At 44.5% G+C, this 25,150-nt stretch carries 22 protein-coding genes; 20 read left to right on the forward strand and 2 right to left on the reverse strand.

The window, feature by feature from the left end; translation table 11 throughout:
* Positions 1–109: 109 nt before the first annotated feature.
* The 7 genes from hrcA (at position 110) to prmA (ending at position 8,367) form a co-directional block, all read left to right on the forward strand.
* Positions 110–1,141 carry a heat-inducible transcriptional repressor HrcA gene (hrcA, locus tag T357_RS0102680; RefSeq protein WP_031548361.1) on the forward strand — a complete coding sequence of 344 codons (1,032 nt, stop codon included), beginning with the start codon at positions 110–112 and terminating at the stop codon, positions 1,139–1,141.
* Positions 1,142–1,212: 71 nt separating this feature from the next.
* A complete protein-coding gene (gene grpE / locus T357_RS0102685; protein ID WP_242840050.1) occupies positions 1,213–1,857 on the forward strand; it encodes a nucleotide exchange factor GrpE in 645 nt (214 codons plus the stop codon).
* A gap of 109 nt (positions 1,858–1,966) precedes the next feature.
* Complete coding sequence (dnaK, locus tag T357_RS0102690; RefSeq protein WP_031548365.1) at positions 1,967–3,832, forward strand: molecular chaperone DnaK; 1,866 nt, start codon at positions 1,967–1,969, stop codon at positions 3,830–3,832.
* Between the two features lie 81 nt (positions 3,833–3,913).
* Positions 3,914–5,038 carry a molecular chaperone DnaJ gene (gene dnaJ / locus T357_RS0102695; protein ID WP_031548367.1) on the forward strand — a complete coding sequence of 375 codons (1,125 nt, stop codon included), beginning with the start codon at positions 3,914–3,916 and terminating at the stop codon, positions 5,036–5,038.
* A gap of 155 nt (positions 5,039–5,193) precedes the next feature.
* On the forward strand, positions 5,194–6,000 hold the full coding sequence (locus T357_RS0102700; RefSeq protein ID WP_031548369.1) for an RsmE family RNA methyltransferase: 807 nt from the start codon (positions 5,194–5,196) through the stop codon (positions 5,998–6,000).
* Positions 6,001–7,158, forward strand: coding sequence for a cysteine desulfurase family protein (locus T357_RS0102705; protein ID WP_031548371.1), 1,158 nt, complete (start codon positions 6,001–6,003; stop codon positions 7,156–7,158).
* A 144-nt stretch (positions 7,159–7,302) separates the two neighbouring features.
* Positions 7,303–8,367, forward strand: a complete 1,065-nt coding sequence (gene prmA, locus T357_RS0102710) for a 50S ribosomal protein L11 methyltransferase (protein ID WP_031548373.1) — start codon at positions 7,303–7,305, stop codon at positions 8,365–8,367.
* 500 nt (positions 8,368–8,867) lie between these two features.
* Here prmA and thiI read toward each other — a convergent pair whose 3' ends face one another.
* Positions 8,868–10,067 (reverse strand): tRNA uracil 4-sulfurtransferase ThiI, encoded by a 1,200-nt coding sequence (gene thiI, locus T357_RS0102715; RefSeq protein ID WP_031548375.1) that lies wholly within the window; start codon positions 10,065–10,067, stop codon positions 8,868–8,870.
* Positions 10,068–10,164: 97 nt separating this feature from the next.
* On the reverse strand, positions 10,165–10,407 hold the full coding sequence (locus tag T357_RS0102720; protein WP_029200623.1) for an HPr family phosphocarrier protein: 243 nt from the start codon (positions 10,405–10,407) through the stop codon (positions 10,165–10,167).
* A 195-nt stretch (positions 10,408–10,602) separates the two neighbouring features.
* Between T357_RS0102720 and mtaB the strand changes: the two genes are divergently transcribed.
* The 13 genes from mtaB to T357_RS0102785 all read left to right on the forward strand — a co-directional run bounded on the left by mtaB (position 10,603) and on the right by T357_RS0102785 (position 25,047).
* Positions 10,603–12,165, forward strand: coding sequence for a tRNA (N(6)-L-threonylcarbamoyladenosine(37)-C(2))-methylthiotransferase MtaB (gene mtaB, locus T357_RS0102725; protein WP_155991200.1), 1,563 nt, complete (start codon positions 10,603–10,605; stop codon positions 12,163–12,165).
* A gap of 41 nt (positions 12,166–12,206) precedes the next feature.
* Positions 12,207–12,470: an IreB family regulatory phosphoprotein gene (locus tag T357_RS0102730; protein ID WP_029200622.1), complete on the forward strand. Its 264-nt coding sequence runs from the start codon at positions 12,207–12,209 to the stop codon at positions 12,468–12,470.
* Between the two features lie 182 nt (positions 12,471–12,652).
* On the forward strand, positions 12,653–13,066 hold the full coding sequence (gene ruvX / locus T357_RS0102735) for a Holliday junction resolvase RuvX (protein ID WP_242840051.1): 414 nt from the start codon (positions 12,653–12,655) through the stop codon (positions 13,064–13,066).
* 39 nt (positions 13,067–13,105) lie between these two features.
* A complete protein-coding gene (locus T357_RS0102740) occupies positions 13,106–13,369 on the forward strand; it encodes a DUF1292 domain-containing protein (protein ID WP_029200620.1) in 264 nt (87 codons plus the stop codon).
* 277 nt (positions 13,370–13,646) lie between these two features.
* A complete protein-coding gene (locus T357_RS0102745; RefSeq protein WP_442944858.1) occupies positions 13,647–15,260 on the forward strand; it encodes a ribonuclease J in 1,614 nt (537 codons plus the stop codon).
* 3 nt (positions 15,261–15,263) lie between these two features.
* Complete coding sequence (locus T357_RS0102750) at positions 15,264–15,830, forward strand: endolytic transglycosylase MltG (RefSeq protein WP_049962227.1); 567 nt, start codon at positions 15,264–15,266, stop codon at positions 15,828–15,830.
* A 107-nt stretch (positions 15,831–15,937) separates the two neighbouring features.
* Positions 15,938–16,588: an O-methyltransferase gene (locus T357_RS0102755; protein ID WP_031548386.1), complete on the forward strand. Its 651-nt coding sequence runs from the start codon at positions 15,938–15,940 to the stop codon at positions 16,586–16,588.
* Positions 16,589–16,619: 31 nt separating this feature from the next.
* Complete coding sequence (locus T357_RS0102760) at positions 16,620–17,873, forward strand: peptidase U32 family protein (protein WP_031548388.1); 1,254 nt, start codon at positions 16,620–16,622, stop codon at positions 17,871–17,873.
* Between the two features lie 73 nt (positions 17,874–17,946).
* Positions 17,947–18,798, forward strand: a complete 852-nt coding sequence (locus tag T357_RS0102765) for a YdcF family protein (protein WP_049962228.1) — start codon at positions 17,947–17,949, stop codon at positions 18,796–18,798.
* Positions 18,799–18,890: 92 nt separating this feature from the next.
* Complete coding sequence (locus T357_RS0102770; RefSeq protein WP_031548392.1) at positions 18,891–21,860, forward strand: insulinase family protein; 2,970 nt, start codon at positions 18,891–18,893, stop codon at positions 21,858–21,860.
* A gap of 15 nt (positions 21,861–21,875) precedes the next feature.
* A complete protein-coding gene (gene era / locus T357_RS0102775; protein WP_031548394.1) occupies positions 21,876–22,784 on the forward strand; it encodes a GTPase Era in 909 nt (302 codons plus the stop codon).
* A 32-nt stretch (positions 22,785–22,816) separates the two neighbouring features.
* Positions 22,817–23,464 (forward strand): DNA repair protein RecO, encoded by a 648-nt coding sequence (gene recO / locus T357_RS0102780; RefSeq protein WP_031548396.1) that lies wholly within the window; start codon positions 22,817–22,819, stop codon positions 23,462–23,464.
* A gap of 188 nt (positions 23,465–23,652) precedes the next feature.
* Positions 23,653–25,047 carry a glycine--tRNA ligase gene (locus T357_RS0102785; RefSeq protein WP_031548398.1) on the forward strand — a complete coding sequence of 465 codons (1,395 nt, stop codon included), beginning with the start codon at positions 23,653–23,655 and terminating at the stop codon, positions 25,045–25,047.
* Positions 25,048–25,150: the final 103 nt, after the last annotated feature.

Here is a 25,150-nt window from a genome sequence, read left to right on the forward strand (position 1 = left end):
GCTTTTCGCTAAAGTTCTTGACATAGATTTACAAGGCGAGTATTATAAATTTCAGATGTTAGCACTCCAATATTTTGAGTGCTAACAAAAATCAGAAGGAGGCGGAGAGATGGAACTGGATCAACGTAAGGTTGTTATCCTTACCACGATAATCAAAAATTACCTTGAGACCGGAGAACCGGTTGGTTCACGAACCATCAGTAAGTATTCAGGTTTGAATCTCAGCTCTGCCACCATCAGAAATGAAATGAGTGATCTGGAGGAGATGGGGTATATAGTTCAGCCTCATACTTCGGCAGGCCGTATCCCCAGTGACAAGGGCTACAGATTTTATGTTGACCAGCTCATGGAAAACCATAAGCATGAGATTGACGATGTAAAAACCGAGATGTTTGAAAAGGTGGATCGTCTGGAGACAACATTAAAAACACTTGTCAGAAACCTTGCGGAGAATACCAAATACGCAGCGGTGGTTACAGGACCCTCTATCAGAACCAACAAGATCAAGTTTATCCAGACTTCTCTTGTGGATGCAAGGAGACTTCTTCTTGTCATCATGATGCAGGGAAATATCGTAAAGACCTCATCTGTGGTTTTGGACGGCGCTGAGGAGCTTGATTTCAACAGAGTCCTGAGCATTAACATGCTACTCAATGATGTGCTTAACGGACTGAGCGTTGAGGATATCACCGAAGGCCGTATCGGACAGCTTCTTGCAAGGACAAGCTATAAGGGTACTGTAAAAGCCATAGTTGACAGCATTCTCAATATGCTGGATATCAATCTCGGAGAGAGTCAGATATATACTTCCGGAGCAACCAACATTTTCAAGTATCCGGAGCTTGTGGATTCCGATAATGCATCAAAGCTTATAAGTGCATTCGAAACAAAGGACGAACTTGCTTCTCTTGTGAAGGAAACTGAGGCTCATGCTGACGGGAAAAAGCCTATACAGGTTTACATCGGAGAAGAGTCTCCGCTTCAGAACATGTCCGACTGTTCGGTGATAACAGCCAATTACGAGCTTGGAAACGGACTAAAGGGAACCATAGGTGTCATAGGACCAAAGCGTATGGACTATGAAAAGGTACTGGAGATACTCAGTAAGCTTCAGAGTGAGATGGATCAGGCATTTCAGTAGCTAAGGTTAAAAAGGCTGCAATGCAGCTTAAATTATAAAGATCCGACACGGATTAAGTACAGGAGGTTATCTTGAAGGACGAAGAATTAAAGAAGTCTTCCGAAGAACAGGGTACAGAAGAGATAAAAGAAGAAAAGGTTGAAGAAACCATGGAGGAGTCTCAGGAAAACAAGGAAGCAGCGGAAGACTCTGAAAATGCCGAAGCTTCAGAAAATGATGAAGCAGAGGCTAAAGATGATGAGAATGCGGCTGAGGATGACGAAACCGTAAAACTCAAGGAAAAGTACGAGGCAGAAATAGCCGATCTTAAGGATAAATACACAAGGCTTTATGCAGAGTTTGACAATTTCCGCAAGCGTACTGAGAAAGAGAAGATTCAGAATTTTGACTTCGGTGCAAGAGAAGTAATTGAGAAGCTTCTTCCGGTGGTTGACAATTTTGAAAGAGCTCTCGGAACTGTTGAGAAGGAAGATGAAGAGGATGCTTTCACGAAGGGTGTTCAGGGCATCTACAAACAGATTGAAAAACTGTTTGAGGATCTTCAGGTTAAGGCCATCAAGGCTGAGGGTGAGAAATTCGATCCGAACCTCCACAACGCAGTTATGACAGATACAGAAAGCGACGTGGAAGAGGATACAGTCACACAGGATCTTCAGAAGGGATACACTTACAAAGATCAGGTTATCAGACACAGCATGGTTAAGGTGAAAAAATAGTAAAGCCTTAGAAATCATGTTTCAGTAACACTCGGCAGGAGCAAAGAGTTCCGCCGTTATAAAATTATAAAGAAATCAAGTTTTTTAATAGATAGAAAAGGAGAACAATATGGGAAAGATAATTGGAATTGATTTAGGTACAACAAACAGCTGTGTAGCAGTTATGGAAGGTGGAAAGCCTACTGTTATCGCAAATGCAGAGGGTCTCAGAACAACACCTTCAGTTGTGGCATTTACAAAGAATGGTGAGAGACTTGTAGGTGAGCCGGCAAAGCGTCAGGCTGTAACCAATGCTGACAGAACCATCGCTTCTATCAAGAGACATATGGGTTCAGACTATAAGGTAAGCATTGACGGTAAGGACTATACTCCTCAGGAGATTTCAGCGATGATTCTTCAGAAGCTTAAGGCTGATGCAGAGGCTTATCTTGGCGAGAAGGTAACAGAGGCTGTTATCACAGTTCCTGCATACTTCAATGATGCTCAGCGTCAGGCAACCAAGGATGCCGGAAAGATCGCAGGCCTTGATGTTAAGCGTATCATCAATGAGCCTACAGCTGCCGCACTTGCTTACGGTCTTGATGAAGGTAATGAGCAGAAGGTTATGGTTTATGACCTTGGTGGTGGTACATTTGATGTTTCTATTATCGATATCGGAGACGGTGTTATCGAAGTTCTTTCAACAAACGGTGATACCCGTCTTGGTGGTGATGATTATGATAGCCGTATCCAGAACTGGATGGTTGAGGAGTTCAAGAAGGCTGAGGGCGTAGATCTCAGCAAGGACAATATGGCTCTTCAGAGACTTAAGGAAGCAGCCGAGAAAGCTAAGAAGGAGCTTTCTGCTTCAACTACAACAAATATCAACCTTCCTTTCATCACAGCAACTGCTGAGGGACCTAAGCATCTTGATATGACTCTTACAAGAGCTAAGTTTGAAGAGCTTACATCTGATCTTACAGAGAGAACAGCAGTGCCTGTACAGAATGCTCTTCGTGATGCAGGACTTACATCAGGTGAGCTTGACAAGGTTCTCCTGGTTGGTGGTTCAACACGTATGCCGGTTGCTCAGGATAAGGTTAAGCAGCTTACAGGAAAGGAGCCAAGCAAGACTCTTAACCCTGATGAGTGCGTAGCTATCGGTGCAGCTATCCAGGGTGGTAAGCTTGCAGGTGATGCCGGTGCCGGTGACGTTCTTCTTCTTGATGTAACACCACTTACACTTTCTATCGAGACACTTGGAGGCGTTGCTACTCCTCTTATCAAGAGAAATACAACAATCCCTACAAGAGCATCTCAGGTATTCTCAACTGCTGAAGATAACCAGACAGCTGTAGATATCCATGTAGTACAGGGTGAGCGTGAGTTCGCAAGAGATAACAAGACTCTCGGTCAGTTCAGACTTGACGGAATCCTTCCTGCAAGACGTGGTATGCCTAAGATCGAGGTAACCTTCGACATCGATGCAAACGGTATCGTTAATGTTTCTGCAAAGGATCAGGGAACAGGTAAGGAGCAGCACATCACAATCACATCCGGATCTAACATGAGCAAGGATGATATCGATAAGGCTGTTAAGGAGGCTGCTCAGTATGAGGCAGCTGATAAGGAAAAGAAGGAAGCTATCGAGACAAGAAACGGTGCTGACTCTATCGTATTCCAGACCAAGAAGGCTCTTGAGGACGTAGGTGATAAGATTTCAGGTTCTGATAAGGCACAGGTTGAGGCTGACCTTAAGGCTCTTGAGGATGTTCTTGCAGCTAACCCGCTTGAGTCCATCACAAAGGACGGCGCTGAGAAGATCAAGGCAGCTCAGGAGACACTTATGAAGTCTTCACAGGCTCTCTTCTCAAAGGTTTATGAGCAGGCTCAGGCATCTCAGGGTGCAGCCGGTGCTCAGGGAGCGGCAGATCAGGGTGCTCAGCAGAGCAGTGCCGATGATAATGTTGTTGACGGCGACTTCAAGGAAGTATAAAATCATAAATCGTTTGTGATATGAAATGCCTCCGGCGCATTGCGTCGGGGGCAAATGTTGATATAATGCTAGGAGTAAAACATGGCAGAACAAAAGCGGGACTATTATGAGGTCCTCGGTGTAGATAAAAATGCTGATGATGCAACCATAAAGAGAGCTTTCCGTAAGCTTGCTAAAAAGTATCATCCGGACGCAAATCCCGGTGATGCAGCTGCGGCAGAGAAGTTCCGTGAGGCAAATGAAGCATATGCGGTCCTTTCAGATGAGCAGAAGAGAAGAGCATACGATACTTACGGTCATGCTGCATTTGATGCAAACTCAGCTGCAGGACAGAGCAGCGGTTTTGGTGGATTTGACTTCGGAGGTATGGATTTCTCGGATATATTCGGAGATATCTTTGGCTTCGGCGGATCCCGTGGCGGTTTTTCTTCATATGGAGGCAGTGCGGCTAATCAGGCAACTCGTGGGCAGTCTATCCGTACCGGAGTTCGTATCACTTTTGATGAAGCCATCAAGGGCTGTAAAAAGACAGTTAAGATAAGATATAAGGATGAATGCAAGAAGTGTAACGGAACCGGTGCAAAGCCCGGAACACAGCCTGAGACCTGTACAAGATGTAATGGCCGCGGTCAGGTGGTTGTGACAAGACAGAGCATGTTCGGAACCATTCAGCAGGTAACTACATGTCCTGATTGTCAGGGATCCGGAAAGATCGTTAAGGAGAAATGTCCTGACTGTCATGGTGAAGGATACATTACAACTCAGAAGAATATCGAGATCACTATCCCGGCCGGCATCGATGATGGTCAGACCCTTCGTCGTTCAGGCGGTGGAGACCCCGGAACAAACGGTGGCCCGAGAGGAGATCTCCTCGTGGATATAGCTGTATCACAGCACCCGTTCTTTAAACGTCAGGGTACAAACATTTACTCCACAGAGGAAATAAGCTTTGCAACAGCAGCTCTGGGAGGCAAGAAGGTTATCCGTACAGTAGACGGTAATGTAGAGCTTCAGATCAAGCCGGGAACTCAGTCCGACACAAAGACAAGACTGAGAGGCAAAGGCGTTCCAAGCCTTAATAATCCGGATGTTCGCGGTGACCAGTACGTTACCATAGTTGTAAATATTCCTTCCTCACTCAACAAGGAGCAGAAGGAAGCTCTCAAGGCCTTCGCAAAGACCTGCGGAGAGACAATAGATGCATAAATGATATAATGCTTAGCCGGTGGCAAGGATTCCCGATAAAGAGAATCTTCGTCACCGGTTTTATTTCTATCCCTGATTAAGGGTTTTACTTTTGGCGCCTACTTGTTATAATAGCGAAGATTTTATTGATACAGTTCGTGTGAAAGCAGGTTGATATGCATCATTTTTTTGTAGACAGATCTGATATAGATACAGATGCCCGCAGAGTCCGTCTGACAGGTGACAATTATAATCATCTGAAGAATGTCCTTCGTGTGAGGGTGGGTGAAAAAATACTTATCTCTGACGGTGAAGGGACGGACTATGAGTGCGATGTGCTTGAAGTCCATGATGAGAATTACATAAAAGAGGCAAGAGAGACAGGGGATTCTTCTGTAACCGAGCCGGAAGTGATTCTGCATATAAACTTTGTGGAAGAGATACATGAACTTCCTGCCGACATATATCTTTTCCAGGGACTTCCCAAACAGGATAAGATGGAACTGATAGTTCAGAAAGCAGTAGAACTTGGTGCTCATGCTGTGATTCCGCTGGATTCAAAAAATACAGTTATCAAGCTTGATGACAAAAGACAGCAAAAGAAAACCGAGCGTTGGCAGGCTATAGCGGAGGCTGCGGCAAAGCAGTCCAAACGGTCCATTATTCCTAAAGTGATGCATGTGATGAAGTGGAAGGCAGCAATGGAATTTGTGAAGGATTTTGACCTTAAACTTATTCCCTATGAAAATGCCAAAAGCATTAAACACACCATGGATGAACTTCAAAAGCTTCCGGATCATGGCAAGATAGCTGTATTCATCGGCCCTGAAGGAGGCTTCTCCGATTCAGAGATAGATGATGCTCTTCAACATGGTATAGAACCCATTACTCTTGGCAAACGTATTCTCAGGACAGAGACCGCTGCCATAACCAGTCTCAGCGTATTGATGCTGATGCTGGAGGCAAAAGGAAATGAGGAATAAATGAGAGAAATATATTTTGATAATTCAGCCACAACACGGGTTTATCCTGAGGTTGTTGAGCTCATGAAGAAAACAATGGAGGAGGACTACGGTAATCCCTCTTCAAAGCATATAAAAGGATTTGATGCGGAGAAATATTTCCGTACAGCCCGAGAACAGGTTGCAAACACTCTGAAGGTTAAACCAAAGGAGATAATATTTACATCCGGTGGCACAGAATCAAACAATACCGCCATCTTCGGAACTGCCCTTGCAAAACGCAAGCAGGGAATGCACATCATATCTTCACAGGTTGAGCATGCAGCCATCTATAAGCCGCTGGATACATTAGCAGAACTTGGATATGAGATCACATATCTTCCGGTAGACAGCAAGGGTCATATAAATCTCAATGACCTGAGAACCGCCATAAGACATGATACGATCCTCGTTACTATAATGCATGTGAACAATGAAATCGGTGCCATCGAGCCTGTAGAGGAAATAGGAAAGATCGTTAAGGTATGTAATCCCAATACATGGTTCCACACAGATGCTATTCAGTCCTACGGAAAACTGACCATACGTCCAAAGAAGCAGAACATAGATATGCTCTCTGTATCAGGTCACAAGATTCACGGACCTAAGGGCGTTGGATTCCTTTACGTAGATGAGAAGATCCGCCTGAGACCCATGATCTATGGAGGAGGACAGCAGGAAGATATGCGTTCCGGAACCCACAATGTTCCCGGAATCGCAGGTATGGGACTTGCGGCAGAACTTACGTACAAGGATCATGATGCGAAGATCGCGCGTATAATGGATATAAAGAATTATTTTATTGATGAAGTATCAAAGATCGATGGAGTAACCGTGAATTCGGAAAGAGGTGATGCCTCGGCACCTAACATTGTATCCGTTTCCTTTGAAAAGGTCCGTGCAGAAGTTCTTCTCCACGCGCTGGAAGAAAAAGGCATTTATGTAAGTTCAGGCTCAGCCTGCTCCTCAAATCATCCCGGTATTTCCGGAACCCTGAAGGCAATAGGTGTGAAACCGGAGCTTCAGGATTCCACCATCAGATTTTCCTTCGGAGTATTCAATGAAAAGGAAGAGGTTGACCTCTGTATGGAGGCTTTAAAAGAGCTTGTTCCGGTACTGAGAAGATTTACAAGATTCTGATGAGTGATGGTTCATGATACTATAATGCAGTTTATGATGTGGGACGGTTAATTATAAACCGAATGACATAGTCCTATATTAAAATTTGAGACAATTGCTTCTAAGGTTTTTTAACAGGAGCAAAGAACATCGAAAGGCAATAATATGGTTTGGAGAAAATTCACTATTCATACAACTACTGAGGCAGAGGATATCCTCAGTGCGAATCTTGCGGACCTCGGACTTGACGGAGTACAGATAGAAGACAAGATCCCTCTTTCCGAGGATGACACCAAAGGCATGTTCATTGACATCCTTCCCGACATCGGACCGGATGACGGAAAGGCAGATGTCAGCTTCTACGTAGAAGTGCTGTCACCTGAAGACAAGCAGGACAGAATCGAGAAAGCAAAGAAATATATGGAAGACCCATCCGTAGATGCAAGCTATATGCCCAACACCTCCAATGTCTACACTCCGGCAGAACTTAAACAGCTTCTCCGGGATGTTGAAGAAATGATAGCAGATATGAGAAACTATTGTGAGGTAGGAGAGGGAACCATCGAAACCTCGGAGACAGAAGATAAAGACTGGATCAACAACTGGAAAACCTTCTTCCATCCATTCACAGTAGGGGACATTCTCATAAAGCCAACCTGGGAAGAAATCCCCGAAGGAGACGAAGATAAGCTCCTCATAGAAATAGATCCCGGAACAGCCTTCGGAACCGGAATGCATGAAACAACCCAGCTCTGCATCCGTCAGCTTCAGAAATACATGAAAGAAGGTGACGAAGTTGCCGACATCGGAACAGGCTCCGGCATCCTCGGCATCACAGCCCTCAAGCTGGGCGCAGGTCATATCTATGGCACAGACCTTGATGAAGAAGCAGTTCCCGCAGTCCGCGACAACCTGAAAGCAAACAACCTTCCTGAAGACAGCTTCGATATGGTAGTCGGCAACGTCATCGGAGACGAGAAAGTCAAGTCTGACATGGGTCTCGGCAAATACGACATTGTCGTTGCCAACATCCTTGCCCCGGTCATCGTCCTCCTCACCGGAGAAGTAGCCCCTCTCCTCAAAAAAGACGGCCTCTTCATAACCTCCGGCATCCTCAACGAGCGCGAGCAGGAAGTAGTCGAAGCCTTCAAGAGCCATTCAGACATCTGGGAAATCCTAGAAATCAACCACCAGGGCGAATGGACCAACGTCACCGCCCGCAAGAAATAACCCTTGTTATTATCCCCCTCTGCCGATGATTAAGTCAATTTAAAAACAAGCTACCTCGATTAACACAGCTAAGATAAAGAAAATCACAGGTGCTGTTTATGATAAAAATGAATCTGTGTGGAAATTATAATACTGAGTCTCATATCAGTCTCATCAAAATGAGACTATGTATTAATTGAAAAATGCTGAAATGGTGGGATTTATATAGGAAAGTCTCATTGTAGTCTCACCATAGTATCACTGAGTCTCATGCGTAAATGAGACTTTATGAGACTTAGTTATAAAATCTATATATGAGACCTGTCCCAGCACAGGCTGCCAATAAAGTGAAGAAAATGCAAGGGATGTGCGGCTAGGCTTGCGAGTTGAAAAGACACCGGGCGTTCTATGTACGAACCAGATGCACGTCAGTGCAGCTGGGGCGAACATAGAACGCCCGGTGTCTTTTCAATCTCGTGGGCCGTCGCGCATCCCTTGCATTTTCTGTACCATTTCAGTCCTTATCGGCTTTTACCCGCACACCATATCAGCTCAGCTTCGTTAACCGCCTTCTCGACCATAGGCAGCATCTCGTCGTAAACTATCTGCTCCGATTTACGGATCTTCTCCGGAATAGGCTTGGTAACCGGATGCTTAGCCACAAAGATGGTGCAGCAATCCTCGAAAGGCTCGATAGAAGTCTCGTAGGTTCCGATCTGCTGTGAAACCTCAACAATCTGCTGCTTGTCAAAAGCGATAACCGGACGATAAACCGGAAGCTTGCAAACCTCATTTGTACATACAAGAGACTGCATGGTCTGGCTTGCGACCTGACCGATGGATTCTCCCGTGATAAGAGCTATACAATCGCGCTTCTCTGCAATAGCCTCAGCGATACGCATCATATATCTTCTCATGATGATGGTAAGCTCCTCATGAGGACACTTCTCATAAATCTTAAGCTGGATGTCAGTGAAGTTAACCACATGTAAAGCTATAGGTCCTGAGTAAAGGGCTACTTCATTGGCAAGATCAACTACCTTCTGTTTAGCACGCTCTGAAGTATATGGAGGTGCATGGAAGTATGTTGCCTCAAGAACGGCACCACGGCGTGCGATCATGTAACCTGCCACAGGACTGTCTATTCCGCCTGAAAGAAGCAGCATGGCCTTGTCGTTTGTTCCCAGAGGCATACCGCCGACACCCGGGATGATCTCGGAGTAAATGTTTATAAACTGGCGGATCTCCACGCGGATAATAACCTCAGGATTGTGAACATCTACAGAGGTATTGGGGAAAGCTTCCAGTATGTCGTGACCGAGCTCTGCGTCGATCTCGTTGGACTGCATCGGGAACTCTTTATCGGCTCTTCTTGTATTTACCTTGAAGGTAAGCTTACGGTCGCCGTAAACCTCCTTGAAGTAAGAGATAACCTTGTCTGAAAGAACCTTGTAGTCGTGGGTTGAATCCATCTGGATCATAGGGCAAATGGACACTATTCCAAATACGTGCTGAAGGGCATCCACTGTTTCCTCATAATCATAATTTTCTGATTTAACTGTGACATAGATACGTCCGCGCTCGCGATATACTTTAAAATCGCCTTCGGCGCGCTCAAGCTTTTTTCTGATGTCATGAACCAGGGCATCCTCGAACACATAGCGGTTCTTTCCCTTGGTGCCTATCTCGGCATACTTGATAAGAAAGCTTTGGTAATGCATAGAACTCCTTTTCTTATAACAGAAACTGAGTGCGTACTGATATGTACGCACTCAGCTTGACACTTGTTGATTTCCCGTTAAAATAAAACGATATCGATCACTCTGAAATGATATATGGTGTCAGAGCGGAAAGAATCTCTTCCATACGAACTGCATCAGCGTGGATGTTAAGATCGATAGGCTTTGAAAGGTCCAATGAGAAGATACCCATGATGGACTTTGCATCGATAACATAACGACCTGAAACAAGATCGAAATCTACGTCGGAGAACTTTACGAGTTCATTAACGAATGATTTTACTTTATCGATAGAATTAAGTGAGATACGAACGGTTTTCACGATGAAATCCTCCTTAAAATAATATTTATCAGTGATCATTTTCTAAAACACTTATACACTGATAATTCTAGCAATAACGAACTTCAAAAGTCAATAGAATGTCAAAGTTTCCTAAAGGAAAACAAGGATTCATGTGATGGTTCAGCCGGTAAACGGAGACACTTCAGACATTAGAAACAGGATATATTTCCAAACATGAATAAAAAGAAAGATATGGAATTGAAAAATAAGAAAGCAGCAATGCATAATCTTGGGTGCAAGGTTAATTCATACGAAGCCGAAGCTATGATCCGGGAGCTGAGGGAAGCGGGAGTCGAGATTGTTTCCTGGGATAAGGATAAGGCAGACATTTATATCATTAACACCTGCTCTGTTACAAATATTGCAGACCGGAAATCCAGGCAGATGATACACAAGGCCCGTACCATGAATCCTGATGCGGTGGTTATAGCAGCGGGATGTTATGTCCAGGCAAAGGCTGAAGAACTGAAATATGATAATGCTGTTGACATCCTGCTGGGTAATAATGAGAAGGGCAATCTGGTGAGCGCGATTGAAAATTATTATCTGGGTGAAGCAGATGAAGAAGGATCATTAAACAACGGACAGGAAGATGAGTCTGTGACAAGTGAAACGACAGGAAATAACATTGGCGGAAGTGAAGAGAGTTTTTCTAAAGGAGGGTTCACAGAAACAGTTTCTGTGGAGACTGCAGAAAGTAATTCAGAAAGGCGGAATTTTAAAAGCAGAACCTCCTGCTATGTAAAAGATATTTTAAAGGATCAAAGCTACGAGGATCTGAGAGCCGGTGAGATAGAGGATAACGGCAGAGTATTTTTGAAGGTTCAGGATGGCTGCAACCAGTATTGTTCCTATTGCATCATCCCATATGTACGTGGACGCATTAGGTCCAGGTCTGTCGAAAGTACAGTGAAGGAAGTTGCGGATTTCGCAAAAAGAGGTTATCACGAGATAGTGCTTACAGGTATCCATCTTTCTTCTTATGGCCTTGATTTTGATAATGCCAATTATGAATTTGCCATGGAAAACGATGTGCCTTCGGAACACCTTTTGGAGCTTATAAGAAGTGTGGCCAATGTTCCCGGCATCAACAGGGTGAGACTCGGCAGTCTCGAACCCCGCATAATTACCGAAGCTTTTGTTAAGGAGCTTAAAAATATCCCTGAGGTATGTCCTCATTTTCATCTGTCTCTTCAAAGCGGCTGTGACCGTACACTTAAGGCTATGAACAGACATTATGACACTGCTGCCTTCAGACATTCTGTTGAGCTTATAAGAAAGGCATGGGATGATGCGGCTATAACGACAGATGTGATCGTGGGATTTCCCGGAGAGACGGAAGAAGATTTCAGAGAGTCCTATGATTTCATAGATGAAACAGGATTTTATGAGCTGCATGTTTTTAAGTACAGTAGACGTCAGGGAACTGTTGCTGACAAAATGAAGGATCAGGTTCCCGATAAGATAAAGTCGGAACGCTCCGAAAAGCTTATCAGACTGGATGAGACAAAATCCGAAGTCTTCAGACGAAGCTTTTTAGACAAAGAATCCGAAATCATACCGGAGGATATCATTACCTTTGGCGGAAAAAAATATCTGAGGGGTTACAACAAAAGTTATGTGAGATTTATGGTACCGCTTACAAATGATGAAGAAGGAACGGGTAAAATAGGACAAATAATCAGGGTGCAGGGCCAAGAATTATGTGAGACATGCGTACTTGCATTGATTTTGTAAATGGTATAGAATTAATTAAGTTATTAAAAGGACGTGACAATATGAGCGATTTAGGCAGTACACAGATTATCAGACCAATGCAGGAATACGATTTGGATGTTACGGAGGTTCTGGCCCGTGTCTATGAGGCACTTACGGAAAAGGGCTATAATCCCATAAATCAGATCGTAGGATACATTATGTCCGGTGATCCTACTTATATCACAAGCCACAAGGGCGCAAGAAGCCTTATCATGAAGGTCGAGCGTGACGAGATCCTTGAAGAGCTTATGAAGACATATGTTGAGGCAAAGCTCAGCAAGTAATTTTGTGTGTCTATGAAGAGTCTGTCCGTGCCGGCAGACTCTTTTATATTTCTGCCCACGGTTTTGATCGTGGGAGCTTCATGTAAGCAATTTTAAACATTAGTGATATAGGAGCCAATTAGATCTGCGTCTGTATGTCAGAGATAAACGGCGGAAAAATGCGTTTATATAGGAGATTTTCATTGAGAATTCTGGGACTGGATTACGGATCAAAAACAGTTGGTGTCGCCATGACCGACCCTATGGGCATAACGGTACAGCCTTTTAAAACTATATTAAGAGACAGGGAATCGAAACTCAGAAAAACTCTGTCGGAAATACAAAAAATTGTCGAGGACTATGATGTGGAAAAAATCATAGTCGGTCTGCCACTCAATATGGACGATACTGAGGGAGAAAGAGCTCTTCAGACAAGGGACTTTGTGGAAAAACTTAAGTTAAGAGTCACGGTTCCGGTGGAGTTCACCGATGAACGTCTCACCACTATGGAGGCAGCGGAGATACTCGATGAAAGCGGCATAAAGAGATCCGAACAGAAAAGGGTTATCGACCAGGTTGCCGCACAGTTGATTCTGGAACAATATCTGAGAGGTTAAAAGCCTCTCTGTGTAATATACAGAAGTTAGGAGTACAACATGGAAAATACTATCCGGTTAAAATCCGAGGATGGAACACTCGAACTTGAAATCCTTGAGGAGACTACTGTACAGGGAGTTAATTATATCCTTGTGACGGATGCTCCCGAAGGTGAAGATGGTGAGTGCTATGTCATGAAAGATGTATCAGGACCCGAGGATGCAGAAGCAGATTATGAATTTGTCGATGACAAGGAGTCTGAAGCAGTGATGCAGATTTTTTCTGCACTTCTGGAAGGAGAAGGTATAACTATTGAGAAGTAATAAAAACAAAGAGGATATGGATATGCTCGAAACAGCAGTTAAGGAAAACGATGAACAGGCTGTTACATTGGAAAAGGGCGAAAAGCGTAAAAGAAAGCCGGCAAGCCACACCAAAAAAACTGAGAAAATTGAAAAAATAGAAAAAACAGCTGAAACAGAGGCTGCTGTAAAGGAACACAAAACAACAAACCACAGGAGAAAAAAGCAGAAATCTGACAGCTCAGTTCCGAATGGCAAGATAAGGATCATCCCTCTCGGAGGTCTTGACCAGATCGGAATGAATATCACTGCATTTGAAACGGAAGACAGCATCATGATCGTTGACTGCGGTCTTGCTTTCCCTTCAGGTGATATGCTGGGTATCGATCTTGTTATTCCTGATATCACTTATCTGAAGAATAATATTTCAAAGGTAAAGGGTTTTGTTATCACTCACGGACATGAAGACCATATCGGAGCACTTCCCTATGTTCTTCAGCAGATCAAAGTTCCCGTGTTCGGTACAAGACTTACCATGGCTCTCATTGAGAATAAGCTTAAAGAAAACGGTCTTGACCAGATCATAGAAATGAATGTTGTTCCCTTCGGAGGAATCATTGATTTCGGAGACATAAAAGTTGAGTTTGTAAAAACCAATCACTCTATACAGGATGCGGCAGCATTGGCCATCTTCACACCTGCGGGAACCATAGTTCATACGGGAGATTTCAAGGTGGATTATACGCCGGTTTTCGGTGATCCTATCGACCTTCAGCGTTTTGCCGAGCTTGGAAGATCCGGAGTTCTTGCAATGATGTCCGACTCCACCAATGCCGTAAAGCCGGGTTCCACCATGTCGGAACGTTCGGTAGGAGTTACTCTGGACAGGATATTCGCAGAGCACAGAGAGAACCGTATAATCGTTGCAACATTTGCATCTAATGTTGACCGTGTACAGCAAATCATAAACATGGCTTCCAAGTATGGAAGAAAGGTAGTGGTTGAGGGACGTTCCATGGTTAATGTCATTACCGTGGCATCAGAGCTTAATTACATCGATATCCCAGAGGGAACTCTCATTGATATCGATCAGCTCAGAAACTATCCCGATGAACAGACTGTGCTTATCACTACAGGTTCACAGGGCGAGTCCATGGCGGCATTAAGCCGTATGGCAAGCGGAATGCACCGGAAGGTTCGCATTAAGCCCAATGATGTTGTTGTGCTTTCTTCACATCCTATTCCTGGTAATGAGAAGGCAGTAGACAAGGTGGTCAATGAGTTATGCATGCTTCATGCCAAGGTCATCCTTCAGGATACCCACGTTTCGGGACATGCCTGCGCAGATGATCTGAAGCTTCTGTTCTCACTTGTAAGACCTGAATATTCCATACCTGTTCATGGTGAGTATCATCACCGTATGGCTGCGGCCAGAATAGCGGAACAGATCGGTGTTCAAAAGGAAAAATGTCTCCTTATAGAGAATGGAGATGTGCTTGAACTTTCCGTGAAGGATGGCAAGAGCAAATCCGAGATAAAAGAACACGTTCAGGCCGGAGGCGTATTTGTTGACGGACTCGGAGTCGGAGATGTAGGTAATATCGTTTTGAGAGATCGTCAGAATCTTGCCCAGAACGGTATCATCGTAGTTGTTCTTACTCTTGAAAAGTATTCCGGACATCTTCTTGCAGGACCGGATCTTGTGTCACGAGGCTTTGTTTATGTCCGTGAATCAGAGGATCTTATGGAAGAGGCAAGGGTACATGTTCAGGATGCGGTTGATGACTGTCTCGTGCGTCATGTCAACGACTGGGGCAAGATCAAGAACATCATCAAGGATTCCCTCAGCGATTTTCTTTGGAAGCGCATCAAGAGAAATCCTGTTATCCTTCCCATCATAATGGAGGTTTGATAAATGGGTCACAGAGATACCTTGGAGCGGGTAACAAGCTTTGTGGTTGGACTCGCCTGGCGTGTCATATTGATAGCACTTTTAGTATATGGTCTGACCAACGGCATAAGAATGGCCTACAGCTATGGCCATGGTCTCATGTATGACCATGCAATGGCAGTTGACGGAGCTCCTGAGGAAGAGTTCGTTATAAGTGAAGGTCAGAGTTCTGAGGAAATCGCAGAAGCACTTTTGAAAAAGAAGTTTATTGATAATGCTGATGCTTTTAAGGTTCAGTCGCTCCTTTATGAGGCTAAGTACGTACCCGGCACCTATAGCATCTCAAGGTCCATGACCACATCGGAGATTATCCGGCATCTGACTCAGGAAGGTGCAAAGTATCAGGAATTGCAGGATAAGAATCTTATGGATCTGGAAGCCACTACGGCTGCCGAAGAGATAGAGACGGATGCCAACGGAGTTGAAGTTATCGGAGGTTCCGATGATGAAAACATGATAGCTCAGGATGCTGCCAATGCAGCCTTCGAGTCACAGCTGGCTGAAAGCGCTGCTGCAGCTGCAGGACAATAAGGCGGATAATGCTGCTATTGTGAATTAAACCTGATTTAAGTCCTGCGGATTGCGGGTTTTACGCTTTTACGCCGGACCAGTAAAGAATTACCAGAGGAAGTGAAGCTTTGATCGTAAATGAAAAACTTGTGAATTATATACATTCACTTGAACCTGATCGGAGTGAGCTTCTGGAAAATGTGAGAAAAGAAGCGCTTGCGGCGGAAATCCCCATCATAAGGGATGAAACGGCGGCGCTTCTTAAATGTTTCATAACTATGCTCCGGCCGAAAAAAATCCTTGAGATAGGCACGGCTGTCGGCTATTCTGCCCTGACCATGGCAGAGGTGCAGCCTTCGGACGGAAGCATTATCACAGTGGAAAACTATGAGCCGAGAGTTAAAGAAGCGGGTAAAAACATTTCCGGAAGCATATACAGAGACAGGATCAGACTTATCAATGATGATGCCGGCAAAGTAATCAAAAGTTTTGCGGAAAACGGCGAAAAATTTGATTTTATATTTATGGATGCCGCAAAAGCCCAGTACATAATATGGCTTCCGGATATCATAAAGATGCTGCCAAAGGGCGCGGTTCTTTTCAGCGATAACATCCTTCAGGATGGCCGCATCATAGAAAGCCGGTATCAGGTGGAAAGGCGGGACCGCACCATCCACAGCCGGATGAGAGAATATCTTTTTGAGCTGAAGCATAACGAACTGCTGGAAACTGCCATACTCACGGATGGAGATGGCATTTCCATAAGTGTAAGACGCTGAGGTTAATAAATGAGGAGAGGATTGAAAAATAATGTTAAAGGAAACTGAACTGCTGATCCCCGCAGGATCACTTGAGGTACTTAAAACTGCCGTAAACTATGGAGCAAATGCTGTTTATCTCGGCGGAGAGGCTTTCGGACTTCGTGCCAATGCCAAGAACTTTACTCTTGATGAGATCCGTGAGGGTGTTGCATTTGCACACGAAAGAAATGTAAAAGTGTTTGTAACCGCAAACATCCTGGCGCATAATGGAGATATGGAAGGTGTCAGGGAGTACTTTGAGGAACTTGCCACAACAGGTATCGATGCAGTTCTTATTGCAGATCCCGGAGTATTTATGATCGCAAAGGAGGTTCTGCCGGATTCCATAGAGCTTCATATCTCAACTCAGGCAAACAATACCAATTATGAAACCTTCCTTTTCTGGTGGAAGCTTGGGGCAAAGCGTGTGGTATGCGCAAGAGAGCTGAGCCTTAAGGAGATCAAAGAGATAAGACAGCATATCCCTGAGGAGCTGGACATCGAGGCATTTATCCATGGTGCTATGTGTATGTCATATTCGGGAAGATGCATGCTCAGCAATTACTTCACAGGAAGAGACGCCAACAGAGGAGAGTGTACACATCCCTGCCGCTGGAAGTACAATATCGTTGAAGAGACGAGACCGGGACAGTATTTCCCGATTTATGAAAATGAGAGAGGCACATTCATTTTCAACTCAAAGGATCTTTGTATGATCGAGCATGTGCCTGAGCTTATAGATGCAGGCATTGATTCCCTTAAGATCGAGGGAAGAATGAAGACGGCTCTTTATGTCGCTACTGTTGCCAGAACCTATCGCAAGGCTCTTGACGATCTTAAGGAAAGCGAAGAGAAGTACAGAGCCAATATGGAGTGGTACAAGTCTGAGATAGCAAAGTGTACCTACCGCGAGTTCACTACAGGCTTCTATTACGGAAAGCCTTCTGCCGATGACCATATCTATGATAACAATACCTATGTAACAGGTTCTGTTTATCTCGGAACCATAAAGCGCAGCGATGAGGAAGGCTGGAGTTATCTTGAGCAGAAGAACAAGTTCTCCGTGGGAGAGATGATAGAGATAATGAAGCCGAACGGTGAGGATATCCCTATCGAAGTACTTGAAATCCGTGACGCGGAGACCGACGTACCTCAGGATTCCTGCCCTCATGCATGCCAGCAGATAAAGGTAAGATTTTCAGTGGCTCCCGAAGCCGGAGACATTATCAGAAAAACGACTCCGCAGAAACAGGACGTGGAGTAAAGCCTGATCCGGGGAATTTGACTTCATATCTTACGGAGGGGCTCCAAGACAGCCTTAAAAGGTAATACATTTTATGGAACTAATCTTTGTAGCAATAGGAATAGCATCGCTTGCATACGTATTCCTGATATTTGTTGAATACGGCCTGACCTCTTTTATGTGGTTCTGGCCGTTATTTGCGTTGCTGAATTTCATTATGTTTTTCATGGTGAGATATGTCAGAAAGAAGTTTAAGGAAAAAAAGGAAATTCCTTTGAGACCCTTTGTATTCTTCTTTGCTACTTACGGTTTCTCTGTTGCAATTCTCCTCACCATACTTACGGTGATTTTTTCAAATGCGCACACCAGGGCGCAGGGGAACCTTGATTACGTGATAGTCGTAGGAACAAATCTCGTCGATAACAAGATTTCCAAATCTCTGGAAAGAAGACTGGATAAGGCAATAGAATACGCCAGAGAAAATCCCAATACGGTTTTTGTATTGTCGGGAGGCAGAAGTGAGTATGGAAGAAATACGGAAGCTACTGTTATGTATCATTACATGATAAATGCAGGAATACCCGACAAAAACCTTCTGCTGGAATTCTATTCGGATTCCACTCAGGAAAAGATAGGGTTCTCATTAAGAACTATTTATCAGGATCATGATCAAAAACTCATTGCCGATAAGGCGAGTCATCATAATGAACCTTTTGTAAGACAAAACCAAAAAAGAGATGATATAATTGTTGGAGTGGATCGTCCTTTGTCCATAGGTATCATAACCTCGGATTTTAATTTGTTCCGTGCAAAGGAGATTGCAAAAAAATATGGCGTTATGGATGCCTGCCCTATGGCCGCAAAGACAGATGAAATGATGCTTGTTCATCTCGCGGTCAGGGAAGCAGTTGCTCTGTTTAAAGACAGACTGGTGGGTAATATTTAAACCGCTGAATAAGCCCAAGGTAATGCACAGGACTCATTACCCCCGCTATTACGGGACAGATCGGGTTTTATATAAGAGAGGAGAAAGGCTTGATGAAGAATTATGAGCTGATAGAGAAGAAAAGAATCGAAGAACTTTCGACGGACGCCTGCATATACAGACACAAAAAAAGTGGTGCACGGATATTCACAATGAAAAACACTGATGATAACAAGGTATTCGGCATTGCATTCCGTACACCGGCAGAGGACAGCACAGGTGTAGCACACATCACGGAGCATTCTGTTCTTTGCGGATCTGATAAATTCCCGCTGAAGGATCCTTTTGTTGAGCTTGCCAAGGGTTCCCTCAATACATTTTTAAATGCCATGACCTATCCGGATAAAACGGTATATCCCATCGCTTCAAGAAACGATAAGGATTTCGATAATCTCATGGATGTTTACATGGATGCGGTATTCCATCCGAATTCTGTTAAGGACCCACGCATCATGATGCAGGAGGGATGGCATTATGAAATGCAGGATGAGAAAGATGACCTCATCTATAACGGTGTTGTTTACAACGAGATGAAGGGCGTTTTTTCTAATCCCGAATCTGTGCTTGAACGTTATATCATGCATGCTCTTTTCCCGGATACAACTTATGGTAATGAATCCGGCGGAGATCCTGTGAATATCCCGGACCTTACCTTTGAGGATTTCAAAGCATTCCATGCCCGTTTCTATCATCCTTCCAATTCATACATTTTCCTGTATGGCGATATGGATATGGAGAAGAAGCTTGAGTGGCTTGATAAAGCATATCTTTCTGAGTACACAGCCATCGAGCCTAACTCAGACATTGCTGCACAGAAGCCATTCGACAAGATGCAGGAGGAAGAGATTTCCTATTCTGTGGGTGAAAATGAACCTCTTGAGAAAAATACATATCTTTCCTGGAATGTAGTAGTGGATGCTCTGGACAGCAAGTCAAACCTTGCTCTCGACATCCTGGATTATGCACTTCTTTCTTCTCCGGGAGCTCCCCTTAAACAGGCACTTATCGAAGCAGGTATAGGAGAAGATATCTTCGGAGGTTTCCAGGACGGAATCAGACAGCCATACTTCTCCGTGACTGCCAAGGGAACCGACAAGAAGGATAAGAAAAAATTCCTGGAGATAATAGAGAGGACTTTAAAGAAGCTTGTAAAAGAGGGCCTTGATAAGAAGACATTACTGGCTGCCATAAATCATGACGAATTCCAGTATAGAGAGGCTGATTACGGACGTACCCCAAAGGGACTTGTATACAGCCTTACATCACTTGATACCTGGCTCTATGGCGGAAAGCCCTGGGATTATCTTTTCTGTGAGAAGTACTATAAAGAGCTTAGAAAGGATGTTGAAGATGGTTATTTCGAGAAGCTTATCGAGAAGTATCTTCTTGGAAATAAACATTCGGCCCTGGTTATCTGTAAGCCTGAAAGAGGTCTTACGGAAAAACGTGAGGAGGAGTTAAAGAAAAAGCTGGCAGCCGTTAAGGCAAAGATGTCAAAGGAAGAGATCAAAAAGTGTGTTTCCGATACAAAGATGCTCAAGGAGTACCAGGAGGAGCCCACAAGTGAAGAGAATCTTGAGAAGCTGCCGCTCTTAAGCATTAGCGATATCGATAAAAAGGCAGAAACCTTCAGTTGGAAGGAAACACGGCTTTCCGATACACTTCTCATCGGTACCGAGCTTGAAACAAGAGGTATTGCTTATCTCAGATTCAATTTCAATACATCCTGCCTCACAGAAGAGGAGCTTCCGTACGCAGGATTTTTGAAGACAGTTCTCGGCTATATGGATACCGAAAAACATACTTATCAGGATCTGACCTCTGATATCCTTTTAAACACCGGAGGCATCAACTTTGATGCAAGTGCTTATCCCAATATCAGTAAGTATGGCTACTACACAGGTATCTTCAGTATCGATGTGAAGCTTTTGTATGACGGTTTCCCGTTCGGCCTCGATATAGTTGATGAGATAGTTCATACAACAAAATTCGAAGATGATAAGAGGATGCAGGAGATCCTGAACGAGGCCCGTTCAAGAGAAAGAATGAAGGTTGAAGGCTCAAGCCACAGCTATGCCGTTAACAGGGCAACCTCATATTTTTCCGCAACCGGAAGATATGCGGACCTTACCGGAGGCATAAGCTACTACCGTTTCATCAACAGAATATCCGATGAGTTTAAGAAGGATAAAAAGGCACTTCAGAAGAAGTTGAGAGGTGTTGCCTGCAAGCTCTTCAGACCTGAAAATATGTTTATATCACTTGCCTGCGAGAAAGAGGGTAATGATGCCTTCGCAAAGGAATTCCCTAAGTTCAAAAAGAACTTTGAGCAGGGCATCCGGAAGCTGGAAGAGAAGGCAGGAAAGCTTGATAAAGGTTTCAAACCATACAAGGCTTCAGCCGGAAAGGCTTTGCCGCAGCTTACACTCAGCGGTAATCTCAATGAAGGCTTCAAGACTCCTTCACAGGTTAACTATGTCGGCAGATCAGGTCTTTATGATACAAAGAAGCATCCGTATACAGGTGCCCTTAAGGTACTTAAGGTGATACTGAATTATCAGTATCTGTGGCTCAATCTTCGTGTCAAAGGCGGAGCCTACGGATGTATGTCAGGTTTCGGAAGATCAGGTGAAGGATACTTTGTATCCTATAGAGATCCTCATCTTAAGGAAACTCTGGATATTTATGAGGGCATACCTAAGTTCATTAAGGAGTTCAAAACTTCGGAAAGAGATATGACAAAGTACATCATAGGCGCTATTTCCGAGCTTGATACACCGAGGACAAATTCCGCAAAGGCTGCATTGACCTTAAGTGCCTTCCTGTCTCATGTAACCAATGACATGCTTCAGGAGGAGAGAGACCAGATCCTTGCAACAAGCGAGGCAAAGATCAATGCACTTTCAGATTACGCAAAGGAGATCCTTGAAAAGGGTGCGGCATGCACCGTTGGAAACAACAAGCTTATTGAGGACAATAAGGATAAGTTCTACACCACAGAGGAACTCTTTAAGCAAAATTAATTTAATGGGAAATATATGAAAGATAAAAAGATAAAAACCGGTTTCGTGGCCCTGGTTGGAAGACCGAATGTCGGCAAGTCTACACTTATGAATCATGTCATAGGTCAGAAGATCGCCATAGTCTCCAACAAGCCACAGACCACCAGAGGCAGGATACAGACGGTTTATGACGATGACCGCGGACAGATTATTTTCCTGGATACTCCGGGCATACATAAAGCAAAAAACAAGCTTGGGGAGTACATGGATAATGTTGCCGAAAATACACTTAAGGATGTGGATGTCATCGTCTGGCTGGTGGAACCGACAACCTATATCGGTGCAGGAGAACAGCATATAGCTGAGGTCATCAAAAATTCAGGAAAACCAAAGATACTTGTGGTGAACAAGATAGACACCATGAAGGATAAGCCCGAGGAGCTTGAAGCTGCCATAGAAAAATATAAAACTCTGATGGACTTTGCGGAGATAGTTCCCCTGTCTGCATCAAGAGCCGAAAACATTGACGGTTTCAAGAATGCAGTTTTCAAGTACCTGCCTGAGGGACCGAGATATTATGACCGGGATACGGTTACGGATCAGTCCATGCGTGAGATCGCAGCGGAACTTATCCGGGAACAGGCGCTCCGCAAGTTAAATGACGAGGTGCCTCACGGCATAGCGGTTCTCATAGACCAGATGCACCAGAGACAGGACGGCCTCTGGGACATAAAAGCCACTATAGTATGCGAGAGAGATGCCCATAAAGGCATTATCATCGGAAAGGGCGGTTCAATGCTTAAACGTATAGGCACAGGCGCCCGTATCCAGATCGAAAAAATGGTGGACGACAAGGTCAACCTCCAGCTTTTTGTCAAGGTGCGAAAGGACTGGAGAGATTCGGACACATTCCTGAAAAACTACGGCTACAAGGATGAAACGTAATTCCGGACCGGAAACGGTTCTCAGGAGAAAATATGCGTGATGAATTAGAACTTCACGGGGTGGTGCTGAGCTCGGCACCATCCCGTGACTTTGATAAAAGACTATCTGTACTTACAAATGAACAGGGAAAGATCACTGTCTGGGCGGCGGGGGCAAAAAAACCGGGATCCAGGTTTATGGCAGCCACCAGAAACTTCGTTTTCGGGACATTTACCCTGACGGCAGGGAAAAGCGGCTACAACCTCAGGGACATCAAAGTAAACAATTACTTTGAGGAGATAGCCACGGATCTTGTTAATGCCTGCTACGGCTCCTATGTGCTGGAATTTGCCGACTACCTTGCCCAGGAGAATCTGGAGGCCTCGGAGATGGTGAACCTTATCTTCCTTTCGTTAAAGGCCATACTGAATCCAAACCTTGACAATGAGCTGGTGAGGAGAGTATATGAACTCAGGCTCCTGTATATAAGCGGCGAGTACACCGAGGAACCGCCGTTCCCATGCTCCCAGGCCTGTGCCTTTGCCTGGCAGTATGTTCTGTCAACGCCCATCATGAAGCTTTATACCTTCACACTTAAGCCGGAAGTTTTCGAGGAGTTTGCTTCCAATGTTGACGCCCTTCTCGGTGAAGTGATGCCTCATAACTTCAGGTCGTTGGAGATATTGAAAACACTCAGATGAGGATTGTATCGGTCGAGAAAGACAGGACAGGGCCGGATGCCCTCTGGCTCTGTCCGCCATTTCACAGCGGAACGGTTTCGATTTCGCTGGATTTTTTCGGTTCCAGGTTGTATAGTGAAAAACAGCGCAGAAGCGTGAAACTAAATACTTTATTCTTAGCCGCACTCCGGCGGCAGAAAGAGGAAAAAATGGCAAAAGAATACACAATGGACACTATCGTTTCCCTTGCAAAGTCAAGAGGATTTGTTTATCCGGGCTCCGAGATCTACGGCGGACTTGCCAACACATGGGATTATGGAAATCTCGGTGTTGAGTTAAAGAACAACGTTAAGAAAGCCTGGTGGAAGAAGTTCATTCAGGAATCAAAGTACAACGTCGGAATTGACTGTGCTATCCTTATGAACCCTCAGACCTGGATTGCTTCAGGACATCTTGCATCCTTCTCTGATCCTCTTATGGATTGTAAGGAATGCCACGAGAGATTCCGTGCAGACAAGATCATCGAGGATTTCGCAGCTGAGAACGCACTTGAGCTTGAAGGCTCAGTTGACGGCTGGTCAAACGAAGAGATGGAGAAATTCATCGAGGATCACAAGGTAGCATGTCCTACATGTGGTAAGCATAACTTTACAGGTATCCGTCAGTTCAACCTCATGTTCAAGACCTTCCAGGGTGTAACAGAGGATGCAAAGAACGCAGTTTATCTCCGTCCCGAGACAGCACAGGGTATCTTCGTAAACTTTAAGAATGTACAGAGAACTTCACGTAAGAAGCTTCCTTTCGGTATCGGACAGATCGGTAAGTCATTCCGTAATGAGATCACACCGGGTAACTTCACATTCCGTACAAGAGAGTTTGAGCAGATGGAGCTTGAGTTCTTCTGTAAGCCTGACACAGATCTTGAGTGGTTTGCATACTGGAAACAGTTCTGCCAGGACTGGCTCCTGAGCCTTGGCATGCCTAAGGAAATGCTTCGCGCAAGAGACCATGAGAAGGAAGAGCTCAGCTTCTACTCAAAGGCAACAACAGACCTTGAGTTCCTTTTCCCGTTTGGATGGGGCGAGCTTTGGGGTATCGCTGACAGAACCGATTATGACCTTGGACGTCATCAGGAGGTTTCAGGTCAGGATATGACATATTTTGATGATGAGACAAATGAGCATTATGTTCCTTATGTTGTAGAGCCTTCACTTGGAGCTGACCGTGTAACTCTTGCATTCCTTTGCGCAGCATATGATGTAGAGGAGCTTGAGGGCGGTGATGAGAGAACAGTCCTTCACTTCCATCCGGCACTTGCACCTGTAAAGATCGGTATCCTTCCTCTTTCAAAGAAGCTTGCCGAGGGTGCACAGGCTATCAATGATGAGCTTAGTAAGTACTGGAATGTTGAGTACGATGACAGAGGAAACATTGGAAAGAGATACAGAAGACAGGATGAGATCGGTACACCTTACTGTGTAACCTATGATTTCGATTCAGAGAATGATCACTGTGTTACTATCCGTGAGAGAGATTCCATGAAGCAGGAGCGTATCGCCATCGATCAGCTTAAGAGCTATTTCGAAGAGAAGCTTGCATTCTGATAAAAAATTGATTATAGCCTAACAGTTCAGCCGGTGGATCGTGGTCCATCGGCTGAACTTTTGCATCAAAGTAAAAACTTCCGACATTATTAATATGTTGGGA

Source organism: Oribacterium sp. FC2011 (assembly GCF_000701645.1).
Classification (GTDB): domain Bacteria; phylum Bacillota; class Clostridia; order Lachnospirales; family Lachnospiraceae; genus Oribacterium.